18 protein-coding genes and 4 tRNA genes are annotated in these 15,572 nt (G+C 62.3%); 2 read left to right on the top strand and 20 right to left on the bottom strand.

The window, feature by feature from the left end; genetic code table 11:
- Positions 1–4: 4 nt before the first annotated feature.
- The 16 genes from ABWI03_RS10230 to ABWI03_RS10155 all read right to left on the bottom strand — a co-directional run bounded on the left by ABWI03_RS10230 (position 5) and on the right by ABWI03_RS10155 (position 9,339).
- Complete coding sequence (locus ABWI03_RS10230; RefSeq protein ID WP_003942038.1) at positions 5–799, bottom strand: MlaE family ABC transporter permease; 795 nt, start codon at positions 797–799, stop codon at positions 5–7.
- Positions 800–808: 9 nt separating this feature from the next.
- On the bottom strand, positions 809–1,930 hold the full coding sequence (locus tag ABWI03_RS10225; RefSeq protein ID WP_007728450.1) for an ABC transporter ATP-binding protein: 1,122 nt from the start codon (positions 1,928–1,930) through the stop codon (positions 809–811).
- A gap of 259 nt (positions 1,931–2,189) precedes the next feature.
- Complete coding sequence (rplL, locus tag ABWI03_RS10220; protein ID WP_003941857.1) at positions 2,190–2,576, bottom strand: 50S ribosomal protein L7/L12; 387 nt, start codon at positions 2,574–2,576, stop codon at positions 2,190–2,192.
- Between the two features lie 78 nt (positions 2,577–2,654).
- Positions 2,655–3,239 carry a 50S ribosomal protein L10 gene (gene rplJ / locus ABWI03_RS10215; protein WP_003942074.1) on the bottom strand — a complete coding sequence of 195 codons (585 nt, stop codon included), beginning with the start codon at positions 3,237–3,239 and terminating at the stop codon, positions 2,655–2,657.
- 402 nt (positions 3,240–3,641) lie between these two features.
- Positions 3,642–4,334, bottom strand: coding sequence for a hypothetical protein (locus ABWI03_RS10210; RefSeq protein ID WP_124568222.1), 693 nt, complete (start codon positions 4,332–4,334; stop codon positions 3,642–3,644).
- Positions 4,335–4,453: 119 nt separating this feature from the next.
- Entirely contained in the window at positions 4,454–5,173 is a 720-nt protein-coding gene (gene rplA, locus ABWI03_RS10205) for a 50S ribosomal protein L1 (protein ID WP_003941982.1), read from the bottom strand.
- A gap of 109 nt (positions 5,174–5,282) precedes the next feature.
- A complete protein-coding gene (rplK, locus tag ABWI03_RS10200) occupies positions 5,283–5,717 on the bottom strand; it encodes a 50S ribosomal protein L11 (RefSeq protein WP_003941896.1) in 435 nt (144 codons plus the stop codon).
- A 66-nt stretch (positions 5,718–5,783) separates the two neighbouring features.
- On the bottom strand, positions 5,784–6,620 hold the full coding sequence (gene nusG / locus ABWI03_RS10195) for a transcription termination/antitermination protein NusG (RefSeq protein WP_095970336.1): 837 nt from the start codon (positions 6,618–6,620) through the stop codon (positions 5,784–5,786).
- 84 nt (positions 6,621–6,704) lie between these two features.
- Entirely contained in the window at positions 6,705–7,208 is a 504-nt protein-coding gene (gene secE, locus ABWI03_RS10190) for a preprotein translocase subunit SecE (RefSeq protein WP_172436548.1), read from the bottom strand.
- 31 nt (positions 7,209–7,239) lie between these two features.
- A tRNA-Trp gene (locus ABWI03_RS10185) sits at positions 7,240–7,312 on the bottom strand.
- Positions 7,313–7,485: 173 nt separating this feature from the next.
- Positions 7,486–7,911: a (3R)-hydroxyacyl-ACP dehydratase subunit HadB gene (gene hadB, locus ABWI03_RS10180; RefSeq protein ID WP_047268906.1), complete on the bottom strand. Its 426-nt coding sequence runs from the start codon at positions 7,909–7,911 to the stop codon at positions 7,486–7,488.
- Positions 7,898–8,452, bottom strand: a complete 555-nt coding sequence (hadA, locus tag ABWI03_RS10175; protein WP_019744315.1) for a (3R)-hydroxyacyl-ACP dehydratase subunit HadA — start codon at positions 8,450–8,452, stop codon at positions 7,898–7,900. Before hadA ends, hadB begins: the two co-directional genes overlap by 14 nt.
- A gap of 86 nt (positions 8,453–8,538) precedes the next feature.
- Entirely contained in the window at positions 8,539–8,706 is a 168-nt protein-coding gene (gene rpmG, locus ABWI03_RS10170) for a 50S ribosomal protein L33 (RefSeq protein WP_003941903.1), read from the bottom strand.
- Positions 8,707–8,767: 61 nt separating this feature from the next.
- Positions 8,768–8,840 (bottom strand) — tRNA-Met (locus tag ABWI03_RS10165).
- A gap of 45 nt (positions 8,841–8,885) precedes the next feature.
- A tRNA-Thr gene (locus ABWI03_RS10160) sits at positions 8,886–8,958 on the bottom strand.
- Between the two features lie 298 nt (positions 8,959–9,256).
- Positions 9,257–9,339 (bottom strand) — tRNA-Tyr (locus ABWI03_RS10155).
- A 224-nt stretch (positions 9,340–9,563) separates the two neighbouring features.
- Between ABWI03_RS10155 and ABWI03_RS10150 the strand changes: the two genes are divergently transcribed.
- A complete protein-coding gene (locus ABWI03_RS10150) occupies positions 9,564–10,055 on the top strand; it encodes a YajQ family cyclic di-GMP-binding protein (RefSeq protein WP_003941854.1) in 492 nt (163 codons plus the stop codon).
- Between the two features lie 70 nt (positions 10,056–10,125).
- Here the strand turns inward: ABWI03_RS10150 and htpX are convergent, their stop codons facing one another.
- Positions 10,126–10,989: a zinc metalloprotease HtpX gene (gene htpX, locus ABWI03_RS10145; protein ID WP_029254860.1), complete on the bottom strand. Its 864-nt coding sequence runs from the start codon at positions 10,987–10,989 to the stop codon at positions 10,126–10,128.
- Positions 10,990–11,163: 174 nt separating this feature from the next.
- Entirely contained in the window at positions 11,164–12,213 is a 1,050-nt protein-coding gene (locus ABWI03_RS10140; protein WP_166811198.1) for a polyprenyl synthetase family protein, read from the bottom strand.
- A 104-nt stretch (positions 12,214–12,317) separates the two neighbouring features.
- On the opposite strand from ABWI03_RS10140, the gene ABWI03_RS10135 reads away from it, so the two are divergent.
- Positions 12,318–13,580 carry a geranylgeranyl reductase family protein gene (locus ABWI03_RS10135; protein ID WP_435054142.1) on the top strand — a complete coding sequence of 421 codons (1,263 nt, stop codon included), beginning with the start codon at positions 12,318–12,320 and terminating at the stop codon, positions 13,578–13,580.
- Between the two features lie 56 nt (positions 13,581–13,636).
- Here ABWI03_RS10135 and ABWI03_RS10130 read toward each other — a convergent pair whose 3' ends face one another.
- Both ABWI03_RS10130 and ABWI03_RS10125 read right to left on the bottom strand, forming a co-directional pair.
- Positions 13,637–14,335, bottom strand: coding sequence for a demethylmenaquinone methyltransferase (locus ABWI03_RS10130; RefSeq protein WP_042925614.1), 699 nt, complete (start codon positions 14,333–14,335; stop codon positions 13,637–13,639).
- 37 nt (positions 14,336–14,372) lie between these two features.
- Positions 14,373–15,518, bottom strand: coding sequence for a glycosyltransferase family 4 protein (locus tag ABWI03_RS10125; protein ID WP_298774233.1), 1,146 nt, complete (start codon positions 15,516–15,518; stop codon positions 14,373–14,375).
- Positions 15,519–15,572: the final 54 nt, after the last annotated feature.

The following is a 15,572-nucleotide window of genomic DNA, read 5'->3' as shown; positions in this document are numbered from 1 at the left end:
TAGGTCAAGATCCCTTCGCCGGCACGATCTGGAGGTACACCATCGTCAGAATCAGATTGGCGAAGAACAACAGCAGGAACGTGATGACGACGGCCTGGTTCACCGCCTCACCGACGCCCTTCGGGCCACCGGACGGGTGGAGTCCCTTGTACGCGGAGATCACACCAGCGATGACACCGAACACCGCGGCTTTGATCTCACCGCTCCAAATGTCCGGTAGCTGGGCAAAAGCTGAGAACGACGAGATGTAAGCACCGGGGTTACCGCCCTGCAGGATGACGTTGAAGAAGTAACCACCCGCGATACCGACCACGGACACCAGTCCGTTGAGCAGCACAGCGATCAGCACCATCGCGAGTACACGCGGAACCACCAGGCGCTGAATCGGATTGATTCCGAGGACTTCCATCGCGTCGATCTCTTCGCGAATGGTTCGCGAACCGAGGTCGGCCGTCACGGCCGATCCGGCCGCACCGGCGACCAGCAACGCTGTCACCAGAGGGCTACCCTGCTGGATCACCGCCAGGACGCTGGCAGCGCCGGTGAACGATTCTGCACCCAACTGCTTGATCAGCGAACCGGTCTGCAGTGAGACGACGGCGCCGAAAGGGATGGCTACCAATGCCGTCGGCAAAATTGTCACGCTGGCGATGAACCAGGCCTGCTCGATGAACTCACGGAACTGAAACGGACGCCGGAACGTATTCCTGACGACGTCGACGAACAGTTCGACGATGTTTCCGGCCTGAGTTAATGCTCCGTTGACCGGACTCAGAACCGAGTTGCGGGTAACCCCCATCCGATATGCCTACCCTTGCCCGTGTGTCGTGTTTCCGTAGGGATCGCCCTCGTATGCAGGAATGACCTGCGTGTCTTGCGAGTTGTCGTTCCACTCCCCCTGATAGCCGCTCGCTTCGGCGTACTGGGGATCGTACTGCCCAGTTCCGTCAACCTCGTCCAGGCTGTCCTGAATTGCCGCCTGAGCGTTAGCTGGGAGGGTGTGCATGATCTGGCGGACGCGCTCCTGGCGACGACGAACAGCCTGACGCTCGGGGTTTCCGGGGGTGGCCTTCATCTGCGGCACGATGCCCTCGACGTCGTCGACACCACCAGCGTGGTGACCGGCGTCGACGAGCGCCTGCTCGTGCGCCATCTGAGCCTCGTCCTTCTCCTCCGACATACCGATCGGACCGATCATCGTTCCGTTCAGGAACTGCTTGACGACGGGCTCGTCCGAGGTGAGCAGCACCTCGCGAGGACCGAACATCACCAACTGACGACGGAAGAGCATGCCGATGTTGTCCGGCACCGTACGTGCGAGGTTGATGTTGTGCGAGACGATCAGAATCGTGGCGTCGGACTGGGCGTTGATGTCGATCAGCGTCTGGCTGATGTACGTCGTACGCACCGGGTCCAGACCGGAGTCAGGCTCGTCGACGAGGATGATTTCGGGATCGAGCACGAGTGCACGCGCCAGACCGGCACGCTTGCGCATACCGCCGGAGATCTCACCGGGAAGCTTGTCCTCGGCGCCGACCAGACCCGTGAGGTCCAACTTCTCCATCACGATCTTGCGGATATCGGATTCCGACTTCTTGGTGTGCTCACGAAGGGGAAAGGCGATGTTGTCGTACAAGTTCATCGAGCCGAACAGCGCGCCGTCCTGGAAGAGAACGCCGAACAGCTTACGGATCTCGTAGAGCTCCTTGGAGGAGCACTGCAGGATGTCCGTGCCGTCGATGACGATGGAGCCTTGTTCAGGGCGGAGCAGTCCGATCAGGGACTTCAGGAACACCGACTTACCGGTACCCGAAGGCCCGAGCAGTGCGCTGACCTCACCCGCGGGAAGTGTCAACGACACGTCCTGCCAAATCCTCTGCGACCCGAAAGACTTTGTCAGTCCTTGTACCGCTACCTCGACTCCCACCATTACCTCCGCGACGTCCGTTGCATGCATGCACCCGTGTGGGTTGGGTCACTCTATCGCATGGGAGTGGTACCCGTGACTGCGAATACTACTAACGAGTAGGGAAGAAGCATAATTCAGGTCACAGCCTAGTTCGGACACCCCTCCCACCTGCATGGATTCCGACATATCACCCGCGAAAAAAGTTCAAAAAAAGAGGGCCACTCCCCGTGGGGAGTGGCCCTCTTCGTTACTACTCGCGAGGAGCAGCGGAAAAACCGTCTTACTTGATGACGATCTTTGCGCCGGCAGCTTCGAGCTTTTCCTTGGCAGCCTCTGCGGCGTCCTTGGCAACCTTCTCGAGGATGGCCTTCGGAGCGCTCTCGACGAGGTCCTTGGCTTCCTTCAGGCCGAGGCCGGAAACGACCTCACGGACGACCTTGATGACCTGGATCTTCTTGTCGCCAGCCGACTCGAGGACGACGTCGAACTCGTCCTGCTCTTCAGCAGCTTCTGCGCCGGCAGCCGGTGCGCCTGCAGCGGCGACGGCGACGGGAGCAGCAGCGGTGACCTCGAAGGTCTCCTCGAATGCCTTAACGAACTCCGAGAGCTCGAGGAGGGTGAGCTCCTTGAACTGGTCCAACAACTCTTCGGTGCTGAGCTTCGCCATTGTGGCGGTCCTTCCTGTAAGTCCCATGTCGCTGATCCGCGACCGGGCGGGGTTATAGCAGTGATGCGCGGGTGCGGATCAGCTTTCGGCTTCGGCCTCGGCCGGAGCCTCGGTGGCAGCCTCTGCGGGGGCCTCTGCGGCTCCGCCTTCTGCAGCCTTCTTCTCCTGCAGGGCAGCGGCCAAACGGGCCATCTGCGAAGCGGGAGCATTGAACAGGCCTGCGGCCTTTGCCAAGTTGCCCTTCATCGCGCCGGCAAGCTTTGCCAACAGGATTTCGCGGGATTCGAGATCCGCGATCTTGTTGACCTCTTCCACGGACAGCGCAGCGCCGTCCATGTAGCCGCCCTTGATGATGAGCGCCTTGTTGTCCTTAGCGAAGTTCTTCAGAGCCTTCGCAGCGTCGACCGGTTCGCCCTTGATGAATGCAATGGCGGTCGGACCAACGAACAGGTCATCAAGGCCCTCGATGCCAGCCTCTGCGGCGGCACGCTTGACCAGGGTGTTCTTGGCGACGGAGTAGGTGGCACCTTCTCCGAGAGCGCGTCGCAGTGTCGTGATGTTGCCAACCGAAAGGCCACGGTATTCCGTGACCACAGCGGCGGTCGAACCCTTGAACTGCTCGGTGATTTCCGCAACTGCGGAAACCTTCTCAGGCTTTGCCATACTTCGCCTCCTCTCGTGACAGTCGTTGTCCCACTCAGGAACCGCTGCACCTCATCGGGGTGAACCCGAGAAGACACAGTCCGCGACATGCAAAACGCCCCGGCGCAAGCGCACGGGGCGTACAGAGGAAACATGAAGAAGAGGCTTACGAATCAGCGTAACGATGCAACGCAAAGCAGTGCATAACCAGGCAAACTGTAGAACCACTACATCAAGCTATCCCCCTACCTCGTTCACCTACGTGGGCCGCCGGGCACTCCCGGACTTTCAACCACACTCATCACTGAGTGCAATCACCAACGGTCTTGGGTAGAACATGATTTTGGGGTGAAGTTCATATCCAGCACTGAACTCCGCCTCGAAGACTACCTGACTGCTCGCTGCAGAACCAAATCGGGTCCGTCACGCGCCTATAGCCCTGGCGATCTTGTGTTCGATCTCTGCCCGAGCTCGGTCCGGCAACACCAGCAGCCCATCGAGTTCCTTGTGGGCCTTCCGATACGCACTCTGACGTTCCTGTGGCGTCGCGCCCTCGTCCATGGCCAGTCGCAGCAGACGCTGCGCCCGTACCAGGCGCTCTTGTTCGTCGAGGGTGAATCCGCTCCGTCGGCGACGCTTCGCCTCCGCTTCCGCGATCTCGAAGGCGATCGAGTACGCGTGCACCGCCTCGCGATACTCGGTTTGTGCCTGCTGGTTGCCGATCATCGTCTCCGGATTGCCTGGACGGAGCAGATCGGCACGATATTTGGCTCGATGAAAATCGGCCGTCAAAGGCTCACGCATGTCCGTCATCATCGGGGTGTCGAGCAGTGTGACCGGATCGAGCTCGTATGAGAACCATCGGTCGTCGACCGCATCGTGCTGCTCGATTACCTTGGCCAGCTCTCGGCGCTGTGTTTCTTCGTCGGCGTGATGTTGTGCGTTGGCCTGCGCGATGGCGACCTTGGTCTGCTGCTTGAGCCGGAAGCGCTCTTGCCGGCGCTCGATCCGCCTTTCGTTGGCAACCGCGACACCTTTCAGCGCCCCACCGATGGTGCCGCCGAAAACGAAGATCAGCCACCAAAAGTTTCCGAGGAACTGGAACGCTTCGTGCATACCCCGATGATGCCACCGTTGGACCGATACCACCGGCAGGGATCACTCCCTCCCGAAACAGACAAGAAGGCCGGCAGGGAGTTGATCCCTGCCGGCCTTCTTGTTCGTATGCGGACTGCTTACGCGTCTGCAGCATCCTCGAGGAGGTTGCGAGTACGGTTCGGATCCACCGGGATGCCCGGACCGGTGGTGGTCGAGACCGTGATCTTCTTCACGTAGCGTCCCTTGGCCGACGAGGGCTTCGCACGCAGGATCTCGTCCAGGGCTGCGCCGTAGTTCTCCACCAGCTTCTCATCGTCGAACGATGCCTTGCCGATGACGAAGTGCAGGTTGGCCTGCTTGTCGACGCGGAAGTTGATCTTTCCGCCCTTGATGTCGTTGACAGCCTTGGTGACATCCGCCGTGACGGTGCCCGTCTTCGGGTTCGGCATCAGGCCACGCGGTCCGAGGACACGGGCGATGCGGCCGACCTTGGCCATCTGATCAGGAGTCGCGATTGCGGCGTCGAAATCGACCCATCCACCCTGGATGCGCTCGATCAGGTCTTCTGCACCGACTACGTCAGCGCCTGCAGCCTCGGCTTCTGCTGCCTTCTCGCCAACAGCGAACACGATGACGCGAGCGGTCTTACCGGTGCCGTGGGGCAGGTTGACCGTTCCGCGGACCATCTGGTCAGCCTTACGGGGGTCGACGCCCAGACGAACTGCAACCTCAACGGTTGCATCCATCTTGGTGGACGACGTCTCCTTGGCGAGCTTTGCAGCCTGAAGCGGGCTGTAGAGCTTGTCTGCGTCGATCTTCTCAGCGGCGGCGAGGTACGCCTTGCTGCGCTTTGCCATTTGTTCTGTCCTTACTTATCACTGCAGCGAATTACCTGTGCAGTGGTGAATGGTTCAGTTGTGGTCGGGGCCTGGCCGGCCCTCCCACGTAATGCTGTGGAGCGGACTACTAGCCCTGGACCGTGATGCCCATGGAACGAGCGGTGCCGGCGATGATCTTCGCGGCCTGCTCGATGTCATTGGCATTGAGGTCTTCAGCCTTGGTCTTCGCGATTTCGCGCACCTGATCCATGGTCACCGAGGCGACCTTGGTCTTGTGCGGTTCGCCGGAGCCCTTGGCGACGCCGGCTGCCTTGAGGAGCAGCTTGGCGGCGGGAGGGGTCTTCAGCTTGAAATCGAAGGTCCGGTCTTCGTAGACCGAGATCTCGACCGGCACAACGTTGCCGCGCTGGGACTCAGTCGCCGCGTTGTAGGCCTTGCAGAACTCCATGATGTTCACGCCGTGCTGACCGAGCGCGGGACCCACGGGAGGTGCAGGGTTAGCCTGACCTGCCTGGATCTGCAGCTTGATGAGCCCGGCGAGCTTCTTCTTCTTTGGGGGCATCTCTAGTTCCTAGTTTCTAGCTTGGGTGTGTGTCTTGCGTCGAACAATTTGCAAGTTTTGGGGTGGTCAGATCTTCGCGACCTGGTTGAAGTTGAGCTCAACCGGGGTTTCACGACCGAAGATCGACACGAGAACCTTGAGCTTCTGCTGCTCGCCGTTGACCTCGCTGATGCTGGCCGGAAGGGTTGCGAACGGGCCGTCCATGACGGTGACCGACTCGCCGACCTCGAAGTCGACCTCGATGAGGGGCTTGCCGAAGGACTCGGACGGTGCCTCGCCTGCTGCGACGGCGGCCGCTGCAGCCTGCTGCTTCTTCTGCTCCTGCTGCGGGAGCAGGAACTTGACGACCTCGTTGAGGGTCAGCGGCGAGGGACGCGACGTGGCACCGACAAAACCGGTGACGCCAGGCGTGTTGCGCACGGCGCCCCACGACTCGTCGTTGAGCTCCATGCGAACGAGGATGTATCCGGGCAGAACCTTGCGGTTGACCTGCTTGCGCTGGCCGTTCTTGATCTCGGTGACCTCTTCGGTGGGAACTTCCACCTGGAAGATGTAGTCACCGACGTCGAGGTTCTGAACGCGAGTCTCGAGGTTGGTCTTGACCTTGTTCTCGTAACCGGCGTACGAGTGGATGACGTACCAGTCGCCCGGGGCGCGACGAAGCGCAGCCTTGAGTTCGGCAACGGGATCCTCGACCTCGAGCTCGGCGGCGGGAGCGGCCTCGTCGGAGTTCTCGGCATCGTCGGAGATGACGTCCTCGGTCGCTGCAGCGTCTGCGTCGGTGCCTTCAGCAACGTCCACATCGGTGCCTTCGGCAACCACGACGTCTACTTCGGCTGCCGCCTCGGCAGAAACACGCTCTTCGGCCAAAGCCTCATTCGTGTCGTTCTCGGGGGTGCTCACTGGGGCACTCGCTTCCTCTCGTTACTCGGACCCGGGTCGGGTCTTGTCGCGCTCGCAGGCAAAGACGCCCGGCTGCTACGGCGATCAGCCGAACAGCCAGGTGACACCCTTGATCACAGCGATATCGACGCCGCTGATGAAAGCGACCATGAAGACCACGAACGTCAGCACGACGCTGGTGTAGGTGATCATCTGCTTGCGGTTCGGCCAGATGACCTTACGGAGTTCTGCGATGACCTCGCGGAAGAACTTGCGCAGGCGCTTGAAGATGTTGTCTTTCTTCGCCTTGGGCTTCTTGCCGGGGTTCGTTGCAGTCGGCTTGGCCGAAGATGTCCGGGATGCCGTCCGGGCCGGAGTCTTCACGGTGGACGCGCTGACCGAGGCGCCGCGTGCAGCGCGCTTGCCGGTCGGCTTGTTGGAAACCCCACTAGGTGCGGAGGGTGCCTTCTCGGCGCCGTCCTTGTCCAGCGACAGATCGGAACGCGTAGTCGCGTCAGCTGCAGTGTCGTCGACACCGGTCGAATCGGCAGACGTTGAAGTCTCCGCATCCGAAGTGTCGGCGTCGCGCTTGGCGCGCTCCTCGCTCACGTCGTTCCTCTCAGTCGCTGGCATCCGGGGGCAGGGGCGACAGGACTTGAACCTGCAACCTGCGGTTTTGGAGACCGCTGCTCTGCCAGTTGAGCTACGCCCCTTTGGTTGACCTCGACAGGTAGACCCTGCCTGAATCAACCGTTCTGCGATCACACAACATACGCGCTACCCGAGGTGAATGCCTTGCAACATTCAGGGCAGCGCGCAGCGCTGAGGAATCCCAGAAATCTCAGTGTACTTCAAAGCCCCGGAACAAACACAATCCGCCCTGCGATCAGGCTAGACGGACCGTGGCGGTGGCCCGACCGAAGATTTTCTTACCTTCGGACTTGGCCACGATTGCCAGTACTGCGGTCTTGCTTTCTTCGTCGACCGACTTCACCTTGGCGGTGAACTCGATCTCGGCCGCCTTGTCGGCTGCCACGATCACCGGGCTCGTGAACCGTACGTTGTACTCGGTCACTGCGCCCGGATCTCCCAGCCATTCGGTGACGTAGCCGGCACCGATGCCCATGGAGAGCATGCCGTGCGCGACGACGTCCGGCAAGCCGGCAAGTCGAGCGACCTCGTCACTGAAGTGAATCGGATTGGGATCTCCCGAAACACCCGCGTAGTTGGCGAGGTTTCCACGCGTCAGGGTGACGGACTTCTCGGGGAGAAGTTCGCCGACACTGACGTCGGAAAATTTACGAAGCGACATGCATCATCACGTCCTTGACTGCGTGGGCGATGTTCTCGTCCACTTCCCCACCCGTACGAGCAACGAGCGTCGTCCACGTGGTGACAACTGCTTCGTCGTTCTGATCGGTGATGATGTTCTTGGTCACGATGATGTCGCTACCTGCGGCCTGCCTGAACGAATCCAGGAAAACGTCGCAGAAGAGTCGGTCACCGACCTGCATGGGCTTGTGCAGCACCAGTCGCTGATCGGTCTGAAGAATCTGACTCAGGTCGTAGCCTGTGACGATCTCTTCGAACAGACGTCGCTGAGCAATGGCACCCACGATGGCGACGAACGTGATGGGAGCGATCAGGCCGTCGTATCCGAGGCCTTTGGCTGCCGACTCGTCGTAGTGCGCGGGATGAGCGTCCTGGACGGCGCGAGCGAACTCGCGCACCTTCTCGCGTCCGACCTCGTAGAAGTCTTCGACACGATAGTGGTGACCGACCATCTGGACGGCATGAGCGGCCGGGTCCGTAGGGACCTCGGCCGCTGCCTGGTTCTCTTGCAAATCTGTCACGCGGTGAGACTCTCTTCTAGCTAGGACCCGAAGACGCAGGCCCAGAGAGGGTCTTCCGCGAAAATCGTCGTCCTGTTAAGGACTTACTACTTCGACTCGCGATGCGACTGGTGGGTTCCGCAGTTGGGGCAGAACTTCTTGAGCTCCAGGCGATCGGGGTCGTTGCGCCGATTCTTCTTGGTGATGTAGTTGCGGTGCTTGCATACCTCGCAGGCCAAGGTGATCTTGGGCCGAACGTCGGTCGAGGAGGCCACGGGATGCCTTCTTTCGGGTGTATCTGATTACGAGCAATCAGGGTGGATCATGCATATTGTGTAGCGGTGACCGGACTTGAACCGGCGACGCAACGATTATGAGTCGTTTGCTCTACCAACTGAGCTACACCGCCTCGGTGTCGAGTGTCGCGCGGAAAGCACGGCACCACAATCCAGCGAGCCCCCTAACGGAATCGAACCGTTGACCTTTTCCTTACCATGGAAACGCTCTACCGACTGAGCTAAGGGGGCGTGGCTCAGGAGTGCGTTGCCGCTCTCTTGAAGCCTCCGAAAGATTACACACGAACGAGCGCCAGCACCAAATCCGCTGGTCATCGGGGCAAAAATGGTGCCGGAGCCCATTGTTGCACCGATCGGGGCCGCTGGCGAGGGCTTTGCGGGAACCCGCTTGACCCTGCACTCCCCCGAAACCCTCCCCCGGCGCCCCTGAGCCGCGGCCGGCGTCGGCGTCACCAGCGCGCCCGACCTCTGAACACGCACAAAAAAGTCAGCCCCGACTCTCGTGAAGAGAATCGGGGCTGACTTGGTGTGGCAGATGTAGGATTCGAACCTACGTAGGCATAAGCCGACGGATTTACAGTCCGCTCCCATTGGCCGCTCGGGCAATCTGCCGTGCTTGCACCAGGCTTCGATCCGGCGCACTCGCAAGTATATCGCGACGTGCGGCGGCCGAAAACGGCTTCCTCGGTGCGGTGAGAAGAATACAACGAACACACCCCCATTTTGCAAACCGGGTGGTAACGGGCGGTGCCGACCCGATAACGTCGAGGTGTCCACCGGTATGGAAGGTGGGCGGAACTCGATGTTCGTGAACTACCGGAAAGCGGGAGTGTGAAGTGGCTGATTCGTCCTTCGACGTGGTGAGCAAGGTTGACCGTCAAGAGGTGGACAACGCCCTACATCAGGCTGCCAAGGAGTTGACCACGCGTTTCGACTTCCGAAACACGGGAGCGTCGATCGAGTGGTCTGGTGAAGAGACGATCACGTTGAACGCCGACACCGAGGAGCGACTGCTGGCCGCCCTCGACGTGTTCAAGGAGAAGTTGATCCGTCGTGACATCTCGCTGAAGGCATTCGATGCCGGCGAGCCGGCGCAGTCCGGAAAGATCTACAAGCTGTCCGGAACCTTGGTCCAGGGCATCAGCAGCGAGAACGCGAAGAAGATCACCAAGAAGATCCGCGACGAGGGCCCCAAGGGCGTCAAGGCGCAGATCCAGGGTGAGGAACTTCGAGTGAGCAGCAAGAAGCGCGACGACCTCCAGGGCGTCATCTCCCTGCTCAAGGGTGAGGACTTCGGGATCGCCCTGCAGTTCGTGAACTACCGGTAGTAGGGGCTACGCCCCTGTGCGCGGTTAAGGAGTCCTGGGACTGCCTAACCGCGCACAGGGGCCGAAGGCCCTACATCCCGGCCATCTTCTCCAAACGCTCGATCCGGTCCGCCATGGGCGGATGCGTGGAGAACAGCTTGCTCACCTTGTCCCCCGCTCTGAAGGGGTTGGCAATCATCAGGTGAGACTGCGCGGCGAGCTTCGGTTCGGGCGGCAACGGCGCGGCCGCGACGCCCGACTCGAGCTTCCGTAGCGCCGACGCCAACGCCAACGGGTCACCGGTGAGCTCGGCTCCCGATTGATCGGCCTGATACTCGCGAGAGCGCGAGACGGCCAGCTTGACCACGGTTGCCGCGATCGGTCCCAATAGGGAGACGAGCAGCAGCGCGATCGGATTACTTCCCTGCCCGTTCCCTCGGCCACCGAAGATGCTCGCGTACATAGCGAAGTTGGCCAGACCCGAGATGACGCTGGCCATCGCGCCGGCAACGGACGAAATCAGTATGTCCCGGTTGTAGACGTGGGAGAGTTCGTGCCCGAGCACGGCCCGCAATTCGCGTTCGTTCAGAATCTGCATAATGCCGCTGGTCACGCATACCGCGGCGTGGCGAGGGCTACGACCGGTGGCAAACGCGTTCGGGGCGTTCGTGGGACTGATGTACAGCCGAGGCATCGGTTGGTGCGCTGTCGTGGCGAGTTCGCGCACGATCCGGTAGATCGCCGGTGCCTCGACCTCGGTGATGGGCTGCGCGCGCATCGATCGGAGCGCCAGTTTGTCGCTGTTGAAGTAGACGTAGGCATTCATGCCGACGGCAAACAGAACGGATCCCCACAGAAGGAACGGGCTGTTGAACAGCGAGCCGATGAAGACGATCAGCGCCGACATCCCCACCAACAACCCGAATGTCTTCGCACCGTTCGCGTAGCCGTGCAAACTGCTCACCTCTTGCCTCGCCGGAGCCGAAGGCTCACCCGAACTGCCCGGCGTGTGCACCGGGTCTGTTCAGTCAACGAAGGACAGGGTCATCAGGGTTCCCACCCAGGGTCGTCAGGGATTCACCCCAGGGACTATCGGGGTTTCCACCCGGGAACCCCGATTCGTCGAGTGTCAGCCGACTCGTTCGATCGTGTAGTCCACGAGACGCACCAGTGCTTCGTTCGCCGGCCCCTGGGGCAGTTCGGCCAACTGAGCCTTTGCCGCGACGGCGTACTCGCCGAGCTTTGCCTTTGCCTTGACCATGCCCGGCGAACGCTCGAGCAGTTCGAGTGCCTCGTCTACCAGTGCATCTTCGGTGACCGGGCCCGCGAGCAGCTCCCGCAGGCGATCTGCGTCGGCTCCTTCTTCGCGGAACGCGTACAGAACAGGCAGGGTGTGCACGCCCTCGCGCAGGTCGGTGCCCGGCGTCTTGCCGGACTGCGCCGACACGGACGAGATGTCGATGATGTCGTCGGAGATCTGGAACGCGGTGCCGACGGCGTCACCCAGGCGCTCGAGGCGCTCGATGTGGGCTGCGTCGGCGCCGGAGAAGGTACCGCCGAATCGTCCCGAGGCAGCGATCAGCGAACCGGTCTTCTCCCACACGACCTTCAGGTAATGCTCGACCGGATCCTGCTCCTTCTTGACGCCGATCGTCTCGCGCATCTGGCCGGTGACCAGTTCGGCGAAGGTTTCGGCGATGATCCGAACGGCTTCGGGTCCGAGCGTCGAGACCAGGCGTGATGCGTGTGCGAACAGGTAGTCGCCGGCCAGGATCGCCACGCTGTTGCCCCAGCGAGCGTTTGCGCTGGGTGCCCCGCGCCGCATGGACGCCTCGTCCATGACGTCGTCGTGATAGAGCGTTGCAAGGTGAACGAGTTCGGTGACGGTCGCTGCGGTGATGATCGACGGATCGTTCGGCACCGGTCCGAGCTGCGCGGTCAGGATCGTGAACAACGGACGGAAGCGCTTTCCCCCGGCGCGCGCGAGGTGCAGCGCTGCCTCGGTGAGGAAGTCTTCTCCGTCGGACAGCTCGCTGACCAACAACTCCTCGACATCGGAGAGTCCACCACGCACTACTGCGGCGAGCTGTTCGTCGCCGAGGTCGATGCCTGCAACGACGGTGCTCGATGCGGTTGCGTCGGCAGCAGTCTTTTCGGTGCTCACGATGTCAGTACCCATTCCTGTCGTCAGTGACGGCTCGGTTCCCACGGTAGTGAACCTAGCGGTTCGCACTCGGGACGGCCTCGCCACGGTGGCGATCGCGGGCCTGGGAAGATGTGAGTGTGTCCGTAGAAGAGCAGTCCCCCGTCGTCGATTCGCTTCCGACCGAAACCGACATTGTGGTCATCGGCGCAGGTCCCGCGGGTTCTTCGGCCGCTGCATGGGCCGCCCGCAGCGGCCGAGACGTCGTGCTCGTAGACGCCGCCGTGTTCCCGCGAGACAAGACTTGTGGTGATGGACTCACTCCGCGCGCCGTAGCCGAACTGGATCTCCTCGGCCTCGGCGAGTGGGTTCGGTCACATACGACAAACAAGGGCCTGCGGTTGTCCGGTTTCGGACAAGAACTCGAACTCGAGTGGCCGGGGACGTCGTTCCCGCCGATCGGCAGTGCCATCCCCCGCACCGAACTCGACGACGCCATTCGCCGGTGCGCAGTCGAATCCGGCGCGGTCATGGTCGAGGGCACCAAAGCAGTGGACGTCGAACTCGACGGTGATCGAGTAGCCGCCGTCGTACTCGCCGGCCCCTCGGGACGCAGCACCCTTCGTTGTCGGACGCTGATCATCGCCGACGGCGTTCGCTCGACGTTCGGCAAGAAGCTGGGACGGCAGTGGCACCGGGACACCGCGTACGGCGTCGCGGCACGCGCGTATGTCGCGACGCCGCGCAGCGCCGATCCGTGGATCACCTCGCATCTGGAACTGCGGGACGGCGAGGGCACGTTGCAGGCGGGGTACGGCTGGATCTTCCCGCTCGGCACCGGCGAGGTGAACATCGGAGTCGGGACACTGGCGACGTCCAAGCGTCCGGCACCAGGTGCCCTGCGACCCTTGCTCGACCTCTACACCGATCAGCGCCGAGGCGAGTGGCAGTGGAGCAGCGAAATACATTCCGTCGCTTCGGCTTTGCTACCCATGGGTGGAGCAGTTTCGAACATCGCCGGACGCAACTGGGCCGTGATCGGTGACGCCGCGGCGTGCGTGAACCCGCTCAACGGTGAGGGTATCGACTACGGCCTCGAAGGCGGACGTTTGGTGGTCGAACAGCTCGGCGCCGACGATCTGACGCAACTGTGGCCGAGCGTGCTTCGGGAGCATTACGGGCAGGCGTTCTCGGTCGCGCGCCGGCTCGCAGGCCTGCTGACGGTTCCGCAGTTCCTGCCGGCATCGGGTCCGATCGCGATGCGCTCACGTGCGCTGATGACGGTCGCCGTGCGGGTCATGGGGAACCTCGTCACCGATGCCGACGCCGATCTGACGGCGAAGGCCTGGCGCGCGTCGGGGGCCGCGTCGAGAAAGATCGACTCCCGACCGCTGTTCGGTTGAGCAAGTGCTGTGCGCCTTTATTAACCGCCGGGGGTTAATAAAGGCGCACAGCAGGTTCAGGCAGTGGCGTAATGCAGCGCCACGATTCCGCCGGTGAGGTTGCGCCACTTGACGTTCTTCCACCCGGCCGCCTCGATCTTGCGGGCCAACTCTTCCTGGGTCGGCCAGGCACGGATCGATTCGGCGAGGTAGACGTAGGCGTCGGGGTTACTGCTGACAGTGCGTGCGACCCGCGGGAGCGCCTTCATGAGGTATTCCATGTAGACCGTGCGGAAGGGTCCGAAGACGGGCGTCGAGAACTCGCTGACGACGAGACGACCGCCCGGCTTGGTGACGCGGGCGATCTCGCGCAGTCCGGCCTCGAAGTCGGAGACGTTGCGCAGGCCGAAGGAGATCGTCGCGGCATCGAAGACGTTGTCGGCATAGGGCAGGTACATCGCGTCACCTGCGACCATCGGGACCTTGCGCGAGATTCCGGCCTTCAGCATTCCCTTGGAGAAGTCGGTGGCGACGCACCACGCACCGGAGCGTCCCAGTTCGACGGTCGAGACACCGGTTCCGGCGGCGAGGTCGAGTACCTTCTCGCCCGGCTTGAGGTCGAGGGCTTCGCGGGTGGCCTTGCGCCAACCCTTGTCCTGGCCGAAGGACAGCACGGTGTTGGTGAGGTCGTATCGCTCCGCGACGTCGTCGAACATCGACGCGACTTCGTGCGGTTGCTTCTCGAGAGTTGCTCGGGTTCCGTGTGTAGTGGCCACACCCGAAACGCTACCAACCCTCGAGCAGCGAGGGCGTTCAGGCTGCTCTGACACCTGTTCGCCGCCCGAGGCCCTGCACGTCCTCGTAGTGGCGGAGCAACTCTTCGCAGATTGCCGGCCAGGTCCGGTGCAGCACCGAGCGCCTTGCCGCGGAGCCGAACTGCACCCGCAGATCCCGCTGACGAAGTGCGTCGACGGCGCTTGGCAGGAGTTCGGTGAACCTGTCGGTCGGCAGGAGGTAGCCGTTGCGGCAATGCGAGATCAGGTCACGCGGGCCGCCGGCGTCCGGTCCCACGACGGGGACACCGCTGGCGAGAGCTTCCTGGACCGCCTGGCAGAAGGTCTCGTGCTCGCCGGGGTGAACGAATACGTCCAGGCTCGCGTACGCATCGGCCAGGTCGGTACCGCCGAGTTGTCCGGTGAAGATCGCGTCCGGCATCAGTCGCTGCAGATTCTGCCGGTCCGGGCCGTCGCCGACGACGACGATCTGCACACTGGGATCGGCGGCCAGCACGGCCAGTCGCTCGACGTGCTTTTCGGGCGCGAGGCGACCGACGAAACCGACCACCAACCGGTCGCTGTCACCGATCCAGGACTGCCGCAACACCGAACTACGACGCGAAGGCGCGAATCGTTGTGCGTCGACGCCCCGGGCCCATCGGTGCACACGCGGAATGCCGTGCTCTTCGAGCGCGTCGACTGCCGACGTGGAGGGCGCGAGGGTCCTGTTGCAGCTCTTGTGGATTCGACGGGTCCACGCCCACGCGGCGCGGCTCGTGACGCCGAGCCCGTAGCTTTCGGCAAATCCGGCGACATCGGTTTGGTACACCGCGACGGTGGGGATCCCGAGCCTCTTGGCGACGGCCACTCCCCCGGCGCCGAGCAGGAACGGCGATGCCAGATGGACGACGTCGGGCGCGAAGGTCCGCACGGCTGTGGTCAGGCGTGGTTGCGGCAGACCGACGGGAAGTGAACTGACTTTGGGAACCATGACGGCCGGCACCCGAACTACCTGCACGCCGTCGTGTTCGGTGGCGGCAGAGGTGTCGGATCCGACGGTGTCTGGCGCAATGACCATGGCGTCGTGGCCAGTGCGATCGAGGTGTTCGAGCACGCGTAGTACCGAGTTGGTGACGCCGTTCATGTTGGGCAGGAATGACTCCGCAACGATGGCTACTCTCACATCGAGAACGGTGACAGGGCCAGGAAAAGTCCACGTCATGTTCGTGTGAAGTTC

This window comes from Rhodococcus baikonurensis, from assembly GCF_040489275.1.
In the GTDB taxonomy this organism is placed as follows: domain Bacteria; phylum Actinomycetota; class Actinomycetes; order Mycobacteriales; family Mycobacteriaceae; genus Rhodococcus_F; species Rhodococcus_F baikonurensis.
Note: the sequence above shows the minus strand (reverse complement) of the source record. Positions and strands in the feature narration are given on the sequence as shown.